We start from the raw sequence: 19,060 nt of genomic DNA, 5'->3' as shown, positions 1-19,060 counted from the left end.
TTTGCCGATTACGACGGGATCGATGCCACCGGCGTAGATGTCACCGACCCGCCATGGGACCACGCTCACGACCGTGAGCGTCATGACAGCAAATACCGCCACCCACACTCTCCGGACGGAATTCACCGTCTCCGTCGAGGCCGTCACGTCTCCGGTGCGGCTTCAGGAGCCGCCACAGCTGCCGTGGTGGCGGCCGTCGCCGCTTGCTTTGTATTCCGGGTTCTCGATGTGGCCGAGGTTGTGGAGCGAGTCGTGGCGGAGGTACGCGGCTTGCGCGTAGTGGAGGGACGAAGTGGTTTCGGTGGCGCTGGTGATACTCGCACGGAGTCCGCGATCACTGTTTCGTCCGCAGGTATCTTGGCCGCTGGTCCGACTGGAATAGGTGCAGCGGGCCATTCTGGCTCCGCCAGAGCGCTGGCGGTCGCAGGCAGGGCGAGATCATCCCATTTGCGCGCCGGTGTGCGCGGCACCTCGTTGAAGTCTCCGGGCAGCCACTCGGAGACGAGGTCGCTGCGTCGGAAGACAGGCACCCCTGTCATGATGATTCCGAGCGGGCGGATCTCCAGAAGTCGAAGACGAGCGAGAATGTGGGCGAGATCTGCAGCGCGGGTGCGACCAAGACAAACGAGTACGACGACGCCGTCCGCATACGGCGCGATGAGTTCAAGCGTCGCTGGCCGCGTTGTTGAGGTGAGCTGTGTCACGGTGAGGTCGAACTCCGCGACGAGCTGCCGGACGGTGCCCAGAACATTGTGCTCGGCAACATTCTCCTTCGGGGCGTTCGCCGGGAGTCCAGGAGCGAGCAGGTCGAACGATCCGAAATCGGATTTGAGCACGACTCGGCGCACTGATCGGGTGCCAGAGAGCACCTCGGCGAGCCCTTCCGCTGAGAGTGCCTCGGGGTTGGTAGCACTGATGCCACCATCGAAGTCTGCTTCGACCAGAACCACCGAGCGACCCGTCATAGCGAGGGAACGAGCGAGTCCAATACGGGTCTGGATTCGTGCCGCCGCGCGGCTCGCGGGAACGAGCGCAAGCAGGCGCGGGAGCTCGTTACCGTTCGCCTGCCGAATGGTCAACTGGGTCTCGCGGAGGGCGGCCTCCGTACGATCGTTGTTTCTCGTCCGGGATCTCGCGAAGGGCAGCGATGGCTTTGTCAGTTCGCCGATTACGGGGAGCCCGGAGATTCGCCGGGCGGCTTTTGCGGTTCGGACCGTCGTGTCGAAACGAGCCCAGACGATTGCCGCGATCAGACCAAGGGCCAGTCCGCCGAGGCCTCCCAGGCCCAGGATGATGCCACGCTGGGGCGCGGAGGACGATGTCGGCGGCTGCGCCCTGTCCCGGAGTTCGAGGGAGACGACGTAGCGGTTATCCGTTGACGAGTTCTCCAACTCAGAGACCGTGTTCGAGAGGTTCGCTGCGATCGAATTCGATATCGCGGCGGCCGTTTCCGGGTCGGTTGCGCTCGACGCGATCTGAAGGAGGACGGTGGTCGGCGGGTTGGTCGCGCTCACCGAATTCGCGAGTTGCTTCACCGATTGGCTGAGGCCGAGATCGAAGATCGTCTTCGACAGCACGTCGGAACTGAGAGCTAGCTCGGGATACGAACTGATACGGGCAAGGGCGAACTGCGAACGCTCTAGCAGCGTCCCGGTGGTGGAGCGCACGGTGAGGAACGAGGTCGACGTGGCCTCATAGGTCGGAGGGATCGAGGCGCTGATACCGAGCGCGAGACTGAGACCCACGAGGGCACCAACGACGAGGGCACCCCAGCGTTCGAGGAAGATCTGCAGGTAAGGCTGTTGTTCCATCAAGTCCTATTCTCGTCGGGTAGAGCAAAGCAACCTGAAACATCGAAGCTACCATTCAGAACGTTGCGAATTCTGGACTGGTTACCCCCATACCGGGGATTCTGGGAAGATAGGGACGGAGCTGACCCGACAGCTCCCGGCACACGCGAGTCGAATCGCTGCCGCATTCGCATACCCGGAAGTGCACCGATGACCCACATAGGTGAGCCACACCAGCCGAGTGGTCGCCACGCACGGCCTCGGCGGTTGCTTCGCCGAGCGCTGGTGGTCGCCGTGGTCGCGATCGTCCTCGTCGCACTCGTCCCTCTTGTCGCGCTTCCGGGCCTCCAGTCGAGGATCCCAGTCGAGCCCGGCCACCGGGACGTGGCCGTTCCGGTCTCCGACACGACTGGTCCGGCTCCGGGGGCGCCGACCGTCGGGTCGACCAGCTACCCGGTGCCCGCCGACTCGCTCTTTGTGTCGCCGAGCGGGAGCAATTCGAGGAAGGGCAGTGAAGCGTCGCCGTACCAGACTGTCCAGTACGCGATATCCCAGTCACACCCGGGCCAGACCATCGTGCTCCGGGCGGGGACTTACCACCAGAATGTCACCGTCCCCGAGGGCACGCCGGTGACGATCGAGTCCTACCCGAACGAAGCCGTGTGGTTCGACGGCAGCACTCTCGTGTCGTCCTGGGTCGCGAACGGATCGATCTGGGTCTCCGAAGGGTGGATGGCGCAATTCGATTCGAGTCCGACGTACACCACTGGTGCGCCGGAAAGCACCCTCCCTTCCTTCAACTTCTTGAATCCGAAGTACCCCCTTGCGGCGCATCCCGACCAGGTCTGGATCGACGACAAGCCATTGGTCCAGGTGAAAGATGCGAACGCGGTTAAGGCGGACACGTTCGCGGTCGATTACGTGCAGCACCGGCTCTACCTCGGATCCGATCCGAAGGGCCACGAGGTCCGCGCCAGCGATAAGACGAAGGCGCTCGCAGTTCAGGCGGAAGGAACGGTACTGCGCGGATTCGGAGTGCGTCGTTACGCGACCCCATTGCCCGGTTTCGGTGCCGTTACTATCGAGGCCGCGAAAGCGTCTCTGCAGGATCTCGACATCGAGCAGAACGCGACCACCGGACTCTTTCTCGGGGCCGCGGACGCTGTGCTGCGCAATATCACCTCAAGGGACAACGGAATGATCGGGGTGAACGCCAATTATGCAGACAATCTCACAATCGCGGGACTGTCGGTGACCGGTAACAACGTGCAGCGCTTCAACACGGCGCCCGTGGCCGGGGGGATGAAGATCACTCGCAGCAGGGACCTGACAATCGAATACAGCTCCTTCAGCCATAATCACGGTCCCGGCCTGTGGTTCGACCAGTCCGTCTACGACGGCAAGATCATCTCAAACACTATGGATGGCAACTTCTGGCATGGCCTGAGCATGGAGATCTCGTCCTTATTCGTCGTCGCAGGCAACACCGTCGTCAACAACGGAGGAAACGGCATCAAGTTGAACGATACCGACAATGTGCAGATCTGGAACAACACCGTGGCGAACAATGCGATTGACCTTCGGGTTGCGCAGGACCTTCGCCGAGCAACCGACCCGACGGTACCGGGGCAGAACCCTCGGTATCCTTCCGATCCCGCGATGACCTGGGTACTGGGCAACATCGTCGTCTCGAACAATGTGTTCTCCGGCTCGAGCATTTCGGCGCTGGTGTCCGTGCAGGACTACTCGGGTCACTTCACGGCGCAGCAGCTGGGGGTGACTCTGAACGGCAATGCGTACCAACGGGCGTCGGCATCCGAACCCGAGTCCCAATTGCTCTGGGAGCAGGGCCACAACACCGCAAAGCAGTACACGCCTTTATCGACCTTCCGTCTCGAGACCGGCCAGGAAAAGCAGGGTGCGCAACTGGCGAACGCACCGGCAGGCAAGCGCACCTGGCTGACCGCTGCGTCCACGAGCGCCGCGACCACGGACTCCAGGCCAGCCATGCCCGGGTCGGTCATGGCGTTACTCGGGTGGGACGCCTCCGACCACAGAGTCGGCGCCGACTAGCGGATCGCCTGCTCGCGTCGCGCTTCCGGCCTGAGGATGAACGCGCGGATCGCGAGGCCCCCGGCGATCGAGCCGACAGAGAGCGCAACCGGTGCGAATGATGGCTGCACCCCGAGGGCCAGGATCACAAGCACAGCGATCGCAGACAGGAGCGTGTCGCTCACCCTGATCGCGAAGACGAGGGCCTGGCGACCGCCCACCGCCGCCAAGGCGCCGTACGGTGTCACCGCTGAGACCGACGCCGCATATGCGAGCCAGCCGATGACCGCAAGAAGCTGGGGTGTGGTGCCGAAGAGCAGTGGTCCGACGAACGGCAGTGCGACGAGGAATACGACACTCATGAGGGTTGTGGTCCCGAGCAGGATACCGACTGACCGATCGGCGCGGCGTAATTGGGAAGTGACCCCCGCAGCTTTGTTGCGCGCATAGCTGACGAAAAGAAAGGAGGTCAGCCCGGAGATGACGAGCATCGCCGGAGCAACGTAGACCCGAGCCGTTTCAAGCAGGCCTGTTGCCGCGAGTCCCACGAAGACGGTGACGAGCGCACGCACGACAGTCAGGAGTCCGGGTCGGAGAAATTGTTGCGCCGATCGCCATACGCCGTAGGCAGCGACCAGACGATAATCGCCGCGAACGAAGCCGACCACGAAACGCTCGGCGCGCGGGAGCAGCACGATTCCGAGGAGGATCGCGACGACCTGTCCGACCGCGATGGCCATGAGGAACAGATCGAGGTCGATCCGATGCCGCAGGACACCGATACCGACGACCGCAAGGGAGCCCAGAAATGCGGAAAGGTCGATTGCTGCGACCCGCCAGAACAACACGTTCGCCATGAGAAGGCGCCGCATGAGCTCTTCGAGGCCGAAGAGGCCGACCGCGATGCCGAACCACAGAGCCTGGTGCGGGGTGATCAGTCCCGTCGGGATCATGACAATCGCCGCGACGATGCCCGCGATGAGCGAGAGTCCGATGGCGTACTGCTGAAGCGCTGAGCGCACGGTTCTCTCGCGCCGCTCGAGCACGACCAGGGAGTCTCCCACGAACCCGGTCAGGATTCCCGCCACGAGGACCATCACGCCATACAGAATGGAGAAGGTGCCGAGCCCGTCGAGCCCAAGCGACCGCACGACCAGGATCTGGAGAAAAAAGCTGCCAAAAGCCTGCGCGCCCTGCGCGCCGACAGCCCCGACGGCGTTTCGTTTCACTCGCACTTCCCTGCGACGACGTGCGCTGAAAACCAGAAGAGTCCGGGTCTGATTGGGAATCCGACCCGGACTCGATCACCCTAGGTTACTGGGGAACGCTCGCAGTGAAGTTGTCGTAGCGAACCGTGATCGGTGCGTTGGTCGACGCAGTCGAAATGTAGCTCTCCACGCCGACCGGGCTGGCGACCTGGAGGGCTGCGGTCGAGTCGGTCGCGGTGAGCTGCCACGTGGCGGGCTCCGTCGCATTCGCGGCCCAGAGCTTCGCCTGGATCGTCGTTGGTGTCGCCCCGGTAAAGCGCACCTTAAGGTTGAGCAGATCACCGGGTGTATAGCTCAGCCCGGCGATCGTCGTGTCGGCCAACAGCGTGGAACCGTGCAGTATCTGGAGGCCGACGACCCCGTTGGGCTGAAGCCGGACTCGTCCGAGGTAGAAGTCTGTCCCGACCTGGCGCCCGACGAGGCCGGCCACGACCATACCGGCCAGCGGCGGCTTGTCTGCCGAGATCTGCGATTGCAGTTCGACATCCCTCACCGACACCGAGTTGAGAAGCGCACGTCGGGTCGAACCGGCGGTAAGCACCAAGGCGCCCGACCCGTTGTTGACCACGTAGTTGCCGTTCAGCGTCGACGTCCACACGCCACCCATCACCGCGGTGCCCCAGCCGGACGTGACGGTCCGATTGAAATCATCAGAGGCAAGGATGTTCGGGTTGGCCGGGGGAGTGACAACCGCGGTCGCGACGACCGTGTCCGACTTTGTTCCCGTGAGCCCGCCGTTGTCCGTCACCGTTAGTGTCACCGTGTACGTGCCGGCCACCGTATAAGAGTGTGTTGCCGTCACTCCCGTTCCGGTTGTGTTGTCTCCGAAATTCCACGCGTAGGTGGCGATCGTTCCGTCCGGATCCACCGAGGTGCTGGCGTTCAGGCTTGCAACCAAGCCGTTCACCGAGAAGGTGAATGCGGCCGTCGGGGCAACGTTTGCCGGGGGAGGCGTCACGACCGTGCCGGAGCTGGCCACAAAGTTGTCGTACTTCGCGAGCAGGGGTGCGTTCGTAATGGTAGACGCCGTGTAGCTCACGAGACCCACCGAGCCTGCGAGTTGGAGGCCGGCCGCACTAGAGGTGGCAGTCACTGCCCACGTTGTCGGCTCGGTCGTTCCGGCAACCCAGACCTTCGCCTTGATCGTCGTCGGCGAGTTGCCGAAGATTTGCGTGCGAAGGGTCAGCATCGTTCCCGGTGTATATGTTCCCGGGACCACCGCATTTGCCAGTGTCGTCGAACCGCCCTGGAGAATCTGGATGGCCATGGTTCCGTCAGCGAGGAACCGCACGCGGGACTGGTAGTAGTCCGTAGCTACGTTCCTGGCCACGATTCCCGCGAACGCCCCACCACCGGTCATCGCCTTGTCGAAGGAGAGGTCCGTGCGGATGTCCGCGTCAGTCACCGAAGTGGAGTTGAGAGTCGCCTTGCGGGTCGCGCCTGCCGTGTGCGACTGGACTCCGACGCCCGATCCCACGCTCGAGCTCGCTGTTGAGTTGACAGTCCACGTACCGCCGGTCAGGGCGTTGCCCCAGCTGGAGATCGCGGTACGGTCGAAGTGATCTTCGGCGATTGTCGTGTTGGCGGGTGCCGCAGCGACCGTGACCGACCGGGTCGTCGATGTGACACCTGACTGATTGTCGGTGACCGTCAGAGTGACCGTATAAGTGCCGGCCGCAGCATAGGTGTGTGATGCCGTCACCCCTGTGGCCGTTCCGGTATCACCGAAGTCCCAGGCGTAGCTGGCGATGGTACCGTCCGGATCAGTCGATGCCGAAGCATCCACAGCCAGAGCGAGGTTCGAGGCTGAGTTGGTGAAGGACGCGACCGGGAGGACGTTGGTCTTGGTGATCGTGATCGCCTTGGTAGTCGTTGCTGTTCCACCGCGGTTGTCTATGACCACCAGTCCGATCGTGTAAGTGCCTGCCGCCGCGTAGCTGTGCGTGCTCGTCGCGGTTGCACCGTGGGTCGTGCTGTCGCCGTAGTCGATGTCATAACTGGCGATCGTGCCATCCGGATCGCTCGATGCGCTCGCGTCGACACCCACCGTGAGTGACCCCGCGGTGTTGGTGGTGCTGAGGCTCGCAATCGGCAGCTGGTTCGCCGCCTGCACCGTGATCGAGTGGGTGAGCACTGTGGTGCCGCCGGAGTTGTCCGTCAACGTGAGCGTCACCGTGTAGGTGTTCGCCGTTGCGTAGGAGTGATTCACGGTCGCGCCAGCACCGGTCGAGCCGTCACCGAAGTCCCACGCGTAGGTCGCGATCGTGCCGTCGGGGTCGCTCGAGCCCGTCGCGTCGAACGTCGCCGCGAGGTTGTTCGATGTCGCAGTGAAGATCGCCACCGGCGGCTGGTTGACGTGCACCGGGGTTGCGAGGTGCGTTGTCGTGCCAGTGCCACCGCTGTTGTCGACCACCGTCAATGTCACCGTGTACGTACCCGGCGTTGCGTAGACATGGCTTGCGGTTGCGGTCGCCGAGGGTGCCTGCGCGCTACCATCTCCGAAGTCCCATGCGTAAGTCGCAATCGTGCCGTCGATGTCGGTGGATGCGCTGGCATCCAGTGCGACGGACATGCCTGTCGACGTCGCAGTGAAGGCGGCGGTCGGCGGAATGTTCGCCGCGAGCGGCTTGCCCAGTGAGTAGAGGTCAGAGATTGTCGAAGCGTCGAGCGCCGCCGGGTAGACCGCGAACTCATCCAACTGTCCGTTGAAGTTGTTGCTGTTCGACCCCCACGTCACGTCGTTGCCTGCACGCCAGTAGCCCACGTAGTCCTGCGCACCAGTCTGCGGGTTGGTGCCGACCAACACGCCGTCCACGTAGAGCATCATGCCTGCGGACGACTGGGTCGCGGTCACCATGTGCCACTTGCCGTCGTTGTACGACAGCGGTGAGGTCACCGTGTTCAGCTGACCGGTGTACGTGCCGAAGACAAGCGTGCCGTCGTTTTGCATGTAGACATGGCGGTCGTAGTTGCCCGAGTTTCCGGTCTGCGACGATCCGAAGCCGGTGAGCTTTCCACCGTTCGTGGTGGTCGTGTTGAACCAGACCTGCGTCGAGTACGTGGTCGTGCCCGAGCTGGCTGCGCCGCTCGCGACCCCGCCGTCGATGAAGAGAGCACTGGTGTCAGTGGTTCCCTTCACGGCGCCGGGGGTGCCGAGGGTGACGTTACCGTCGTAAATGCCGGGGTTGCCCTGCTGGCCGGAGTCCTTGGCGACCGATCCTGAACTCTCGCCGAGGCGGAAGTAGAGGGTGGGGTCGAGGTTATAGACCGCTGCGCCGTACGCATCCGCCGGCGCGACGGGAACATTGACCGTTCGTCCGGAAAGCGTGTAGTGATTCTGGATCTGCGCCTTGGTCAGTGCGACCGGGTAGATGGCGGTGTTGTCGATCGAACCCTTGATGAAGTTGTCCCCGGACCAGGAGCTGTCACCGCCGATCCTCCAATATCCCCAGTAACCCTGCGCTGTGGTGACGCTGGCGTTGTAGCCCACGCGAGCCCCATCGACATAGAGCTGCATGCCCGACGCGCTGAGGGTGGCGACAACATGGTGCCAGTTGCCGTCGTTGTAGGTCTTCGCCGACTGCACGACCTGCGCGCTATTCGGGTAGACGCCGAAGAGCAGGTTGCCCTGAGGGTTCATGTACACGTGGCGGTCGTAGCTGTTCGAGGTACCGGTGTTGGTGTTACCGAAGCCCACGATTTTGCCGCCGGTGGAACTGGTGGTGTTGATCCAGGATTCGACAGAGAACGTGTTGCTGCCCCAGACCAGGCCGCTGGATGCGACGAGGCCGTTGCTGGTGCCGTCGAACGTGGCTGCAGTGGTGGAGTCTCCGATGATGGAGCCCGGCGCGCCGTAGGTCACGCCCGTGCCGGATGTGCCGGTGTAGCGACCGACGCTGTCAGTGGCAGATGTCGCGCCTGCGGCGTCACCAAGCCGCCAGAAGTCTGTGGGCTGCTCGTTGATCACCTGTGCGGCGTACGGGCTGAGTGTGGTCGCGGTCGCGACCGTGCCCGAGACCGTGGTGCCCCATGCACTGTTCCCGAACGCGTCGGTGGCGCGCACTCGGTAGGTGTGGGTTGAGCCGGGCGTGAGGCCGGTATCGATCCATGAAATCGTCGGTAGGTTCCAGAACCTGGAGTTGACGGTGGTCGTGTAGGCCGCGGTCGCGGTTTTGCCATCGCGGTAGACCTGGTAAGTGAGCGACTCGTTATCACGATCCCAGTCGGCAGGCCAGCTGACCGTCATGCTCGTCGAGCCCGCGGACTGCACGGTGGGCATGAGATTGGCGCCCGAGAGGCGCGGCCCGTCGAGGTTCGGGGCGACTGCCTTGGTAGCAAAGCGCACGAGTCCCTGTTGTGCTTTGCCGTTGACGACAGTGAACTCTCCGCCGTAAATCACGTAGGTCGAACTGGCAGCGATGCTCCACGGTCCTTGGAACTGGCCGGTGAAAGTGCCGAGGTTGATGTCGGGAAACCAGTTCAGCGGGGTTGGCGACGGGGTGCCGGCGAAGTCGTAGTAGCCGTTCGGGTCATGAGTGATCGTGCCGGTGGCCTGCTTGGAGAAGGCCAGTGCACGGTGAAAGGTCCAGTCGGGAGTGGTCTGCGGGAAGCTGCCGACGTTGCCGCAATAGTGCGGGTGTCCGGCGATGTAGACCGTCTGGTCTTGGACTGCGACCGAGTACTCATCACCGTGGCAGTCCTGGACCCATTGCAGGTTGCCGTTCCAGTCAGAGCGGAAGGTGCCTTCGAGGTTGCCGCCGGCGCCGAAGACGTAGCCGGTGCCATAGATGCTGTCGGCATCGCTCGCGAGGCTGAAGATGGCCGCATGAGCGCCGCCATCGCGAACGAGACTGTTGGTTCCGAACGGGAGGTTGGAACCCGTCGTTGCATCGACCATACCGAGGCCGTATCCGGGGTTGTCCGACCCGTTTATCGCCACGAATGCACCGCCGATGACGACCTTGGCGCCGTCAAGGGAGACCTGCATGGCGAATGCGCGACCGGTGGTGAGGATCGGGTTCCACGCGGTGGCTACGCCGGCGGATGCCGATACGGACGCGGTCCCCACCCGCGAGGCCCCTGCCATCGCTGAGAAGTTGCCGCCGAGGTAGACGGTGGAGTTGGTGGCGGCAACCGCGTAGGTCGTGGCGTTCGACGACGGGTGGAAAGTCGTGCTCATCGCACCGCTCGGTAGGTCGAAGGCGACGACGCGGTTGCGCGTTGCGCCGTTGACCACGGTGAAGTCGCCGACCGCGTAGAGACGCGTCTTGTCGGGAGAGACGGCGATCTGTCGCACCTGGCCATTCAGCGTCGGCGACCACGACAGCAGCACGCCGGTCGTCACGTCGTATGCGAGAAAGTAGGAGCGCGGCGTCTCGTTCGTGCCAGCGGCCGAGCCGTAGGGCCTGGCGGAGGTGAAGTTGCCCGCCACGTAGGCGACATTGCCGACGATCGCTTGGCTCCAGACGACCCCGTTAATCTGGGGCGTGGCCAAAGCGTCCGACGAGACCGTCGACGGGTCGGATGCCACTGGTGGAGCCGTATCGGCTACCGCGGGCGACACGGATGTGAGAAGAGCAGCGATTACGGCGAAGGTCGTCGCTACGGCGAGAATGCGGCCGCGCGTCGACACAGGGTTGGGTTGACCCATTGTGTCCTCTATCGGGTATGTGGCAGCTTTCGGGAGACTGCCGACATAGCAGATCGTAGCCGAGAACCATGTCTCCAGAAAAGCCCATGTTCCACCCCCGAAGGGGGGGGTTTTCGAGAGTAAAACGACCGTTTCGTCGGTATTCGAGCCCCCCAGTGAGGCTCTTCGGCGTCGTGCACCGGTTCACAGTGCCCGCCAAGAGGGTGTCGTAAACGACTGCTACCCGGGCGTTCGTGGCCGAGCGTGAGATGTAAGTCTCGACACCAACGCACCCCGGGGTTTGCAGACCTGCCGTCGAGTCGGATGCCGTCAGGGTGCACACGGCCGGCTCTGCGGCGCCCGCAACATAGGTTCTGGCGCTGGTCGAGAGCAGATCCCCGGCCGCCTGCGACCACCCGCGTGAGGTTGTCCTAGAGGAGCACGCCAGGCGGGGTCGACGCGGCCTTCACCGCGCTCGTCGTTGCGGTGAATAACGCCGTGGGGAACGTGTACAACTTCGCCGGAGCGCAGCGAGTAATGCGGCGTGATCTTCGCGGGCGCGAGGTACTGCGGTAGGTGCCTACTCCACCCAGCGTTCCCGTCAAGATCTGGTTTAGAGACGGCACCGTAGCCCCGCTGATCTTCCAGGAGTCCCAGACGCCGCTGGTGCACTCGGTGTTGCCCGGTGCGACCAAATCCCCGTTTACGGAGAGCCGCGTCCCCTCCGGCCGGAGGGTGCCGATGCTTATTCGCTGTCCGCGTCCGACTGCAGCCCGTGGATGGACGTCTTCGCGCTGGTGTTTCGCACGACTGAGTTAGCCGTCCTGCATTTCGCGGCGACGTGTCAGAGAAAGCAAGGCGCCGGGCTCCGCCAATCCGGCGACGGAGGCAGGGCCTACAGCGGGAGCGCCCCTTGGAACACCAGAGGCGGCACCTTGACCGAATAGTCGACTTCGAGTCGCACATTGTTCCGCTGGTCGACCGGGATCGTGAAGATGTAGACGCCCGTCGCCGTTCCGTTACCCGCGACACTCGCGGGCATGTCCATTCCGCCCGGCTCGCTGAGCTGGAGTGCCGGCGTCCTATCGGCCCCGTAGTTGACGGTCACGACCGTGGTGGCGAGCGACTCGGCCGATGACCCGGTGTTAGTGATACTCACGGTGAAACGCACCGACGGCCCGGAGGTCTCGCCCGGGGTCTTGGCCACGCCATTCACCGCTTCAAACTTGGTGATCTGCGCGGTGAGCCCAGGCTTGATGGTGCCGGGCCCAGCGATCGGAGCGGATGTGGGCGAAGCCGATGGGACGGCTGAGGGAGTCGCGGACGACGTTCCACTGGCGTTCGGCGCAGGGCTGGAGCTACCGGTGCTCGATACCGACGGCGTGCTCGATCCCGAAGGTATGGTCGAGGTCGTGTGGCGGGCTGTCGAGACGATCACGACCGCGATGATGATCGCGATAACGATGATTCCGGCGATGATGCCGATGACCGTTTTTCGACGCGTCGTCCAGGGGCTCACGCCGTCGACCTTGGCCGGGTCCTTTGACGGAGTTCCGGGCTTGTCGTTGGCCATCGGGTGCTCCTGGTATTTCGAGTGTGGATAAATCAACAGCAAACACTACAGGGGACCCCGAGTCACCCCCTCATTATGGGGAGCTTCGCAGAATAGATCGCTCGCGTAGACTGCATTTCTCCCGTCAATGTTGACGACACCGGCCGCTGTACCCGACAGCTTCCGAGACAGACTGGAGTCGCAGACCCACATGAGTTCCCGAAAAGCCGACGTCACCGACGTTCGTACCGTGCGCATCCTCGGTACACACGGCGTGCCTGCCAACTACGGCGGCTTCGAAACTGCGGCCGAGAACGTGGGGCTCTTTCTGCGCGACCAGGGCTGGCGCGTGATCATCTACTGCCAGGTCCCGCGCTCCGGTAACGCGTGGGAAGACACCTGGAACGGGCTCGAGCGGATCAATATCCCGGTCGCCCGCGAGGGCTGGCTCGGGACCTCACTGTTCGACCTCAAGTCCATTTGGCACGCCGCAAAGTTTCGTGATGTATGCCTGACCTTTGGCTACAACACCGCGGTGTTTAACCTGCTCCAGCGCATCAAGCGCATACCGAACGTGATCAACATGGACGGCATCGAATGGTCGCGTGCTCGTTGGGGCAAGGTCAAGCAGGGCATCCTCTGGACCAACGAGCGCATCGCCTGCTGGGTGGGCAACGACCTCATCGCCGACCACCCCGTGATCGAGGAGTATCTCGCCACCCGCGCGCGCCGCTCCAAACTCACCACCATTACCTACGGCGCGAACGCGGTCTACGCGGCCCCGACCGCTCCGGTCACCGCTCGCGGTCTGGTGCCCGGTGAATACCTCACGTTGATCTGTCGGCCGATTCCCGAGAACTCGATCCTCGAACTCGTGCAGGGGTTCTCGGTAGAGCACCGCGACCACACGCTGGTCGTCCTCGGCACGTACACGCCAGACACGGATGAATACCACCGCGCGGTGATGGATGCCGCCAGTGATGAGGTGGTCTTTCCTGGCGGCATCTACGACCCTGCAGAGGTTGCCGCGATCCGCTTTCACGCCTTGGCCTACCTGCACGGCCACACGGTTGGCGGCACGAACCCGTCACTCGTGGAGGCGATGGCGGCGGGCAATGCCGTGATCGCCCACGACAATGCCTACAACCGTTGGGTCGTCGACCGCGGAGCGCTCTACTTCACGACGGCAGAGGATGCGGCGGCCGCAGTGACCCGCCTGCTCGGTGAGCCCGCCCTCCGGGCGCGACTGGGAGAGGCGAGCCAAGCCCGCCACGCTGAGGAGTTCAGCTGGGAGCACATTGGCGGCCAGTACCAGGACCTTCTCAACCGCCACGTCGATGCGCGCCTGCTGGCGCCGACAGGCACAGACCTCTCGAAGGGAAGCAAGTGATACGCGTCGGAGTTGTAGGACTTGGCAAGATGGGGCTCTCCCATTTGGCGATGATCAATGCACACCCTGATGTGAAGGTGGATGCCGTGGTCGACTCGACCGGGTACATCCTCGACGTGCTCTCCAAATACACAGGGCTCCGAACGTTCACCGATTACGAGACCATGCTCGAGAAGGTCGAGCTGGATGCGCTGCTCATCGCTACCCCCACCCGATTCCACGGACCGATGGTGAAGGCCGCGCTGGACAAGGGCCTCAACGTGTTTTGCGAGAAGCCGCTGACGCTCACCTCGAAGGAGTCGAAGGAACTCGCGGCACTCGCCGAGTCGAAGGGACTCGTCACCCAGGTGGGGTATCACAACCGTTTCGTGGGAGCTTTCCGCGAGGTGAAGGCACTGCTCGAGACGGGGGCGATCGGGCGCGTCACACATATACTCGCAGAGGCATATGGCCCGGTCGTGCTGAAGTCCAAGGGCTCCACGTGGCGGAGCCAGCGAACGGAGGGCGGCGGTTGCTTGTATGACTATGCCGCCCATCCGGTCGACCTGCTCAGCTGGTACGTTGGCGCGCCCGTCGGAGTTGGTGGCACGATCCTTGGCAGCGTGTTCTCTGAGAACACGGAGGACGAGGTGTTCAGCACCCTCTATTACCCCGACAACGTGAGCGCGCAACTCTCAGTCAACTGGTCGGACGAGTCCTATCGCAAGATGACTACCCAGATCACAATCAGCGGTACAGCGGGCAGGATCCGCGCGGACCGCCAGGAGGTGCAGGTATTCCTGCGCGACAGCGCGCCGAAGGTCGAGGGCTACGAGAAGGGCTGGAACGTGAAATACACGACCGAGTTGACCGAGAACGTTTGGTTCTACCTGCGCGGCGAGGAGTACAGCGCCCAACTCGACCACTTCGTCAAGCGTGTCGAGAACCACGAGCTCGACGACATCAACAGTTTCGCGAGCGCATCAACCACCGACCGGGTTCTTGAACTTCTCACCATCGACGCCGAGTCCGGCCCGGCGACGAGGGATGATGAGAGCGTTGTTGCGGAGAGGCTGACACCGAAGCGCGGACTGTTCGGACGCCGTTCATGACCGACGCAACGGAGACGAGAACTATGGATCGCCTGCTCTTCGGAGACAACCAGTTCTTCGGCGTGAATCACATGTCTGAGGAGAAGGCACGTGCCCAGGCGATGCGCTTCCAAGACCTCGATGCTGTGATGGCCGTGCTCGACAACGCCTACGACGCGGGCATCACCACCTTCATGTGCACCACGCACGAGCGCATCGAGAAGGTCGCGGACCGGGTGCGCAGCAACCCGGAACGCTACGCAGACTTCACGTTCTTCCCTGGCATGCCATACGCGCACAAGTATGCCGACGCAGTGACCGAGAGCGGCATGCTCGGGGCGGTACGCAAGTTCCTTCCGGAAGAGGGCATCATGAACGCAATGCTCCGCGGCGGTGCCTCCCTCGCCCGTAAGGACATCGAGGGCCTGATCACACTGCTCGTGGATGCCGAGATGACCATGTTCCGTGACCTCAAAACCCCGGTCATCTGGCTCCAGAACGTAGTGGTCGATCTGCTGCTGGGCCTCGGCTTTGACGATGCCTTCACGATATTCGCCAACCACGTCAAGAAGCGATACAACGCAGAGCCTGGCTATATCACCATGAACCTGCCGATGCTTCTTGGAACGCTTGACAGGCTCGGCATCGAGAACCCCATTATCTGCTCGAACATCAATAAAATCGGGTTCAGGATGTCCGGCGGTATCGAGGGATACCGCGAGGTTCTGGAGAGCCACCGGTTTCGGGCCGTCGCGATGTCGGTCTTCGCCTCAGGCGCCATCCCTGCGCGCGAGGCGATCGAGTGGATCAGCGAGCAGCCCAACATCGAGGCGATAGTATTCGGCGCCTCAAGCAAGGCGAACATCGTTAGCACCAAGCAGCTGGTGGATGAATTTGATCCCCGACAGTGAGAAACCCACAGTGTCTCTTTGATACACGTCCGGTGCGTTAGAGATGTTCCTCGTCGGGCACTCGGGTGGGCGGGATCCTGCGACCGGGCCTGAGAACCTTCTGACCCATCACTCGTGCGAGCGCCTCGAGGGAGGTCGACCGTGTTGAGGGCATTGTCGTCAGCGGGTCTTCAGCTTCGTTGTGGGCACAGCCTTGCGGGATGCGATCGAATTGATGAGGGAGACGATAGCGCTCGCGTAGCGCTCGCTGGAGAAGTTGGTGACGGCGCTATCCCGTCCACCCTTTGCCAGCTTTGCCGCAAGTTGCGGAGTAGAAATGATCTTCTCAACCGCGTCGGCAAGCGCCGTGGGGTCACCAGGCGTCACTAGCAGTCCAGAGATGCCGTCGGCGATGGATTCAGTGTGGCCGAGGGCCTCCGACGCGATCACGGGTCGACCCGAGAGCTGAGCCTCGATGACCGTGTTTCCGAACGGCTCCCTCAGAGAGGGAGCCACCACGATGTCGGCTGCATCCAGTGCGGTCCAGATCGGTGAGATATAGCCAGAAAATGTGATGCTCCCCGCAACGTCGGCACGCGCGGCCCGATCGCGAAGTGAGGTCTCGAACCACTCGTAGCCTTCGAAAGGAGTTCCACAAATGTCGAGGCGAGTATCGATTCCCCTGTCCCTGAGGATCGCGACGGCCTCAATGGCAATATCGGGAGCCTTTCGAGGCGAGAGACGGCAAACAATAGCTAAGTGAACCGGACCGCCCGGGGATATCTCGCGACGAATGGTTGGCGCCGGGGGCCTGTCAACGCCGTTGTAGATGAGGTTTGAGCGACCGCGGAGCCCGGGGACCGATCCCGTGGTCGCGTCCCGGGTTGACCGACTGATCACAATGAGTGCGTTTGCGAACAGTAGGGGAAAGTTAAGGGCGAAGCGCACCGCGCGCCTATCTTCCGTTTCCGCCTCATGAACGTGCACGATTACTTTTTGGCGACCAAGTCTTCCCGCCAGAATCCACCATGGCAGTGTAACCGTGTTGACGTACACGACGTCCGCGCCGGTCGCCTTCATCTCCGCGCGCATTCTTCCCAGAGCCCGCATGCCATCGCGCGCAAGCGCGAGCACTCCGCGAACGGAAGCGTTTGCACGCCGAAGGACCGGGAAGTCGACGATATGAACCTCACCGCCACGGGCTTCAAGCAGGGGAACGAGTCGGCCTCCGCCTGGCAGAGCTACAACCACGCGCCATCCCTGCCCCACCATCGCCGAGACGCTTTCCAGCATCTGGAGGTCGGAACCGTAAACGTCGGCTGATGGATTTGCGATCAGTATTGTGCGCACAACAGCCACAGTAGTTTCCCTGCCAGCCGTGCCGGGATTCAGTATGCTCCGACCGGTGCAATGAGGACTCGAACGGTGCGCCACATGATCATCAGGTCGCCGACAACAGACCAGTTCTCCACGTAGTAGAGGTCGAGTCGCACGCTGTCTTCCCAGCTGAGGGTTGAGCGGCCGTTGATCTGCCACATTCCGGTCAGTCCGGGCTTAATGTACAGGCGACGGCGCACGCGATCCTCATACTCCTCAACTTCGACGGGAAGCGGTGGGCGGGGGCCGACAAGGCTCATATCGCCGATCAGCACGTTCCAGATCTGCGGCAGTTCGTCGAGCGAGTACTTGCGCAGCACGCGCCCGAGCTTCGTCACACGAGGATCATTCTTGAGCTTGAACAGAACACCGCTGCCCTCGTTGGCGTCGCGCAGCTCGGCGAGGCGCTCGGGGGCATCAGCGGTCATCGAACGGAACTTGTAGATCTGGAAAGGCTGGCCATTTCGCCCGACCCGTTGCTGCGTGAAGAGCGCGGGGCCATCGCTTTCCAGGTGCACAAGTATGCCAATGACCACCAGGACGGGGAAGAGTACCGCCAGCGCGATTCCCGCGAGCACGATGTCCATGACCCGCTTGGCCACGTGCTTTCCTCCGTCGAACTGCGGAATTTCGACGTGCAGCAGTGGCAGGCCGTCAACCGGGCGAAAGTGGATCCGTGGGCCGGCCACGTTCGCCAGGCTCGTCGCGAGGATCAGCTCAAGTGACTTGCCCTCGAGCTCCCAGGCGAGGTCCTGGATGTAGTCGCCCCTGCGCGTCGGCTGCCCGGCGACGACTATTCCGTCGCATTCAATCGTGCTGGCAAAGTCAGCCACCTGATCGAGTCCCCGGTGGACGTGGATGTCCCGCAGGACTTCGTCGTCCGAGTCCGAGTCCGTGTCGGTCTTGGCGATAACCGCGCCGACCACCGAATAGGTCGCGCCAGAGTTGCGATTGATCTGGCGGATGACCTTGATCACATCCTTGCGCTTGCCGACGACAACCACGCGTGACAGGAAGTGTCCAAACGCGCGCTGATAGATGAGCCACTTGCGCCAATACCAGCGGCTCACGAGAAGGCCGATCGTGCCGAGCGGTGCGGCGGCGATGAAGAACCATTGCGCGCTCATGATCCCGCAGACGACAAACACGATGGCGAGGATGCCGAAGAAGGTAAAACAGGCCGCCACGATCCGCCTGTACTCGTCCTGGCCGATCCCTACGACCCTGAGGTCGCGCGAACGGAACACGTCTAGGCTGATGGCCCAGAGCGCGATGACGAGCATGGAGCCGAGTCCGAACCGCAGGAGCGAACCACTCTCGGTGAACAGCTTCGGCTCGAACACGAGTCGCTCGATGTAGCCGACGGCGACGGCGACAACAACGACGATCGTGTCAGTCACGCGAAGGCGCGTTCGGTAGGCGCGTGCCCAAGCAACTCCGGAGAGCGTGCGCGGGAGCATCCGTTCGGGCGCGGGGAGGGAGCGCGGGCGGGGCGTACGCCGGGTTGAGTACTGCTTTTCGGCTCGGGGGACCGTTATGCCATTCATCGGGTATTTTCCTGTAGTGCTTCGGGTTATACAGGGACCGCGTATGAGATCCGCCGGGTAGCGGGCGACACAACAAACAACAGACGAGAGGACCGGGTAGTCGACGCGTGGGAAAGACAGTCGGGGGTGTCTCTCAATGCGGGTATGCCCCACTTGCGTGAGGGGCTACCGAAAACATACCGCTAAACGGGGGGTCGGGTTGACCCCCATTATGGTTACATATTGCGAGTCACTTCAACATTCTCCCTGCGGAAGCTCTTGCAACCGGAGCTCTGTCGTAAGCCACCGTGACAGGTCATGTCAGGTGATTTCTCGGCCAGACCCTTCCTTCCGGGGATTCGTCGGGGTCGCGGGCGCGAGTTCCTCCTCGCGATTGCGGGACACCCCGCTGAGGCGCAGAGTCGCGAGGAATCCCAGCACTAAAAAGCCCGCAGCAGAGAAGGCAGCGAATCGCGTGGCATCACTGAAAGCGATGCGGGCATCCGCCGCGATCGC

The 19,060-nt window shown here is 62.9% G+C and carries 12 protein-coding genes; 5 read left to right on the top strand and 7 right to left on the bottom strand.

Annotated elements, in window-relative coordinates; all coding sequences use genetic code 11:
- Positions 1-143 precede the first annotated feature (143 nt).
- Entirely contained in the window at positions 144-1,811 is a 1,668-nt protein-coding gene (locus H7290_RS06145) for a hypothetical protein (protein WP_290513139.1), read from the bottom strand.
- A 264-nt stretch (positions 1,812-2,075) separates the two neighbouring features.
- On the opposite strand from H7290_RS06145, the gene H7290_RS06140 reads away from it, so the two are divergent.
- Positions 2,076-3,863, top strand: a complete 1,788-nt coding sequence (locus H7290_RS06140; RefSeq protein WP_290513138.1) for a right-handed parallel beta-helix repeat-containing protein — start codon at positions 2,076-2,078, stop codon at positions 3,861-3,863.
- On the opposite strand, the gene H7290_RS06135 is transcribed toward H7290_RS06140, so the two are convergent.
- From H7290_RS06135 to H7290_RS06125, 3 genes are all read right to left on the bottom strand, one after another.
- Positions 3,860-5,071, bottom strand: coding sequence for a hypothetical protein (locus H7290_RS06135; RefSeq protein ID WP_290513137.1), 1,212 nt, complete (start codon positions 5,069-5,071; stop codon positions 3,860-3,862). The two genes, H7290_RS06140 and H7290_RS06135, sit on opposite strands and share 4 nt — an antisense overlap.
- Before the next feature lie 85 nt (positions 5,072-5,156).
- Positions 5,157-10,640, bottom strand: coding sequence for a PKD domain-containing protein (locus tag H7290_RS06130; RefSeq protein WP_290513136.1), 5,484 nt, complete (start codon positions 10,638-10,640; stop codon positions 5,157-5,159).
- Positions 10,641-11,634: 994 nt separating this feature from the next.
- Entirely contained in the window at positions 11,635-11,898 is a 264-nt protein-coding gene (locus H7290_RS06125) for a hypothetical protein (RefSeq protein WP_290513135.1), read from the bottom strand.
- A gap of 1 nt (position 11,899) precedes the next feature.
- Here H7290_RS06125 and H7290_RS06120 point away from each other — a divergent pair, with 1 nt between their 5' ends.
- The 4 genes from H7290_RS06120 (at position 11,900) to H7290_RS06105 (ending at position 15,662) form a co-directional block, all read left to right on the top strand.
- Positions 11,900-12,343 carry a hypothetical protein gene (locus tag H7290_RS06120; protein ID WP_290513134.1) on the top strand — a complete coding sequence of 148 codons (444 nt, stop codon included), beginning with the start codon at positions 11,900-11,902 and terminating at the stop codon, positions 12,341-12,343.
- A 159-nt stretch (positions 12,344-12,502) separates the two neighbouring features.
- Positions 12,503-13,681 (top strand): DUF1972 domain-containing protein, encoded by a 1,179-nt coding sequence (locus tag H7290_RS06115; RefSeq protein WP_290513133.1) that lies wholly within the window; start codon positions 12,503-12,505, stop codon positions 13,679-13,681.
- The gene (locus tag H7290_RS06110; RefSeq protein WP_290513132.1) at positions 13,678-14,772 is read left to right on the top strand and encodes a Gfo/Idh/MocA family oxidoreductase; all 1,095 of its coding nucleotides are present in this window, start codon (positions 13,678-13,680) and stop codon (positions 14,770-14,772) included. Before H7290_RS06115 ends, H7290_RS06110 begins: the two co-directional genes overlap by 4 nt.
- 23 nt (positions 14,773-14,795) lie before the next feature.
- Positions 14,796-15,662, top strand: coding sequence for a hypothetical protein (locus H7290_RS06105; RefSeq protein ID WP_290513131.1), 867 nt, complete (start codon positions 14,796-14,798; stop codon positions 15,660-15,662).
- Between the two features lie 159 nt (positions 15,663-15,821).
- Here H7290_RS06105 and H7290_RS06100 read toward each other — a convergent pair whose 3' ends face one another.
- The 3 genes from H7290_RS06100 to H7290_RS06090 form a co-directional block, all read right to left on the bottom strand.
- Positions 15,822-16,991, bottom strand: coding sequence for a glycosyltransferase family 4 protein (locus tag H7290_RS06100; RefSeq protein WP_290513130.1), 1,170 nt, complete (start codon positions 16,989-16,991; stop codon positions 15,822-15,824).
- A gap of 38 nt (positions 16,992-17,029) precedes the next feature.
- A complete protein-coding gene (locus tag H7290_RS06095) occupies positions 17,030-18,418 on the bottom strand; it encodes a sugar transferase (protein WP_290513129.1) in 1,389 nt (462 codons plus the stop codon).
- 447 nt (positions 18,419-18,865) lie between these two features.
- On the bottom strand, positions 18,866-19,060 hold a 195-nt coding region (locus H7290_RS06090), incomplete at its 5' end, for a hypothetical protein (protein WP_290513128.1).

Origin of the sequence: Aeromicrobium sp. (genome assembly GCF_014378035.1) — a bacterium.
Lineage (GTDB): Bacteria > Actinomycetota > Actinomycetes > Propionibacteriales > Nocardioidaceae > Aeromicrobium.
The sequence above is the reverse complement of the archived record's forward strand: the minus strand, read 5'-3'. Positions and strand labels throughout refer to the sequence as shown.

Coding starts and splice junctions, on each gene's coding strand:
- H7290_RS06105 (WP_290513131.1), top strand. CDS start 14,796: ATGGATCGCCTGCTCTTCGGAGACAACCAGTTCTTCGGCGTGAATCAC.
- H7290_RS06115 (WP_290513133.1), top strand. CDS start 12,503: ATGAGTTCCCGAAAAGCCGACGTCACCGACGTTCGTACCGTGCGCATC.
- H7290_RS06145 (WP_290513139.1), bottom strand. CDS start 1,811: ATGGAACAACAGCCTTACCTGCAGATCTTCCTCGAACGCTGGGGTGCC.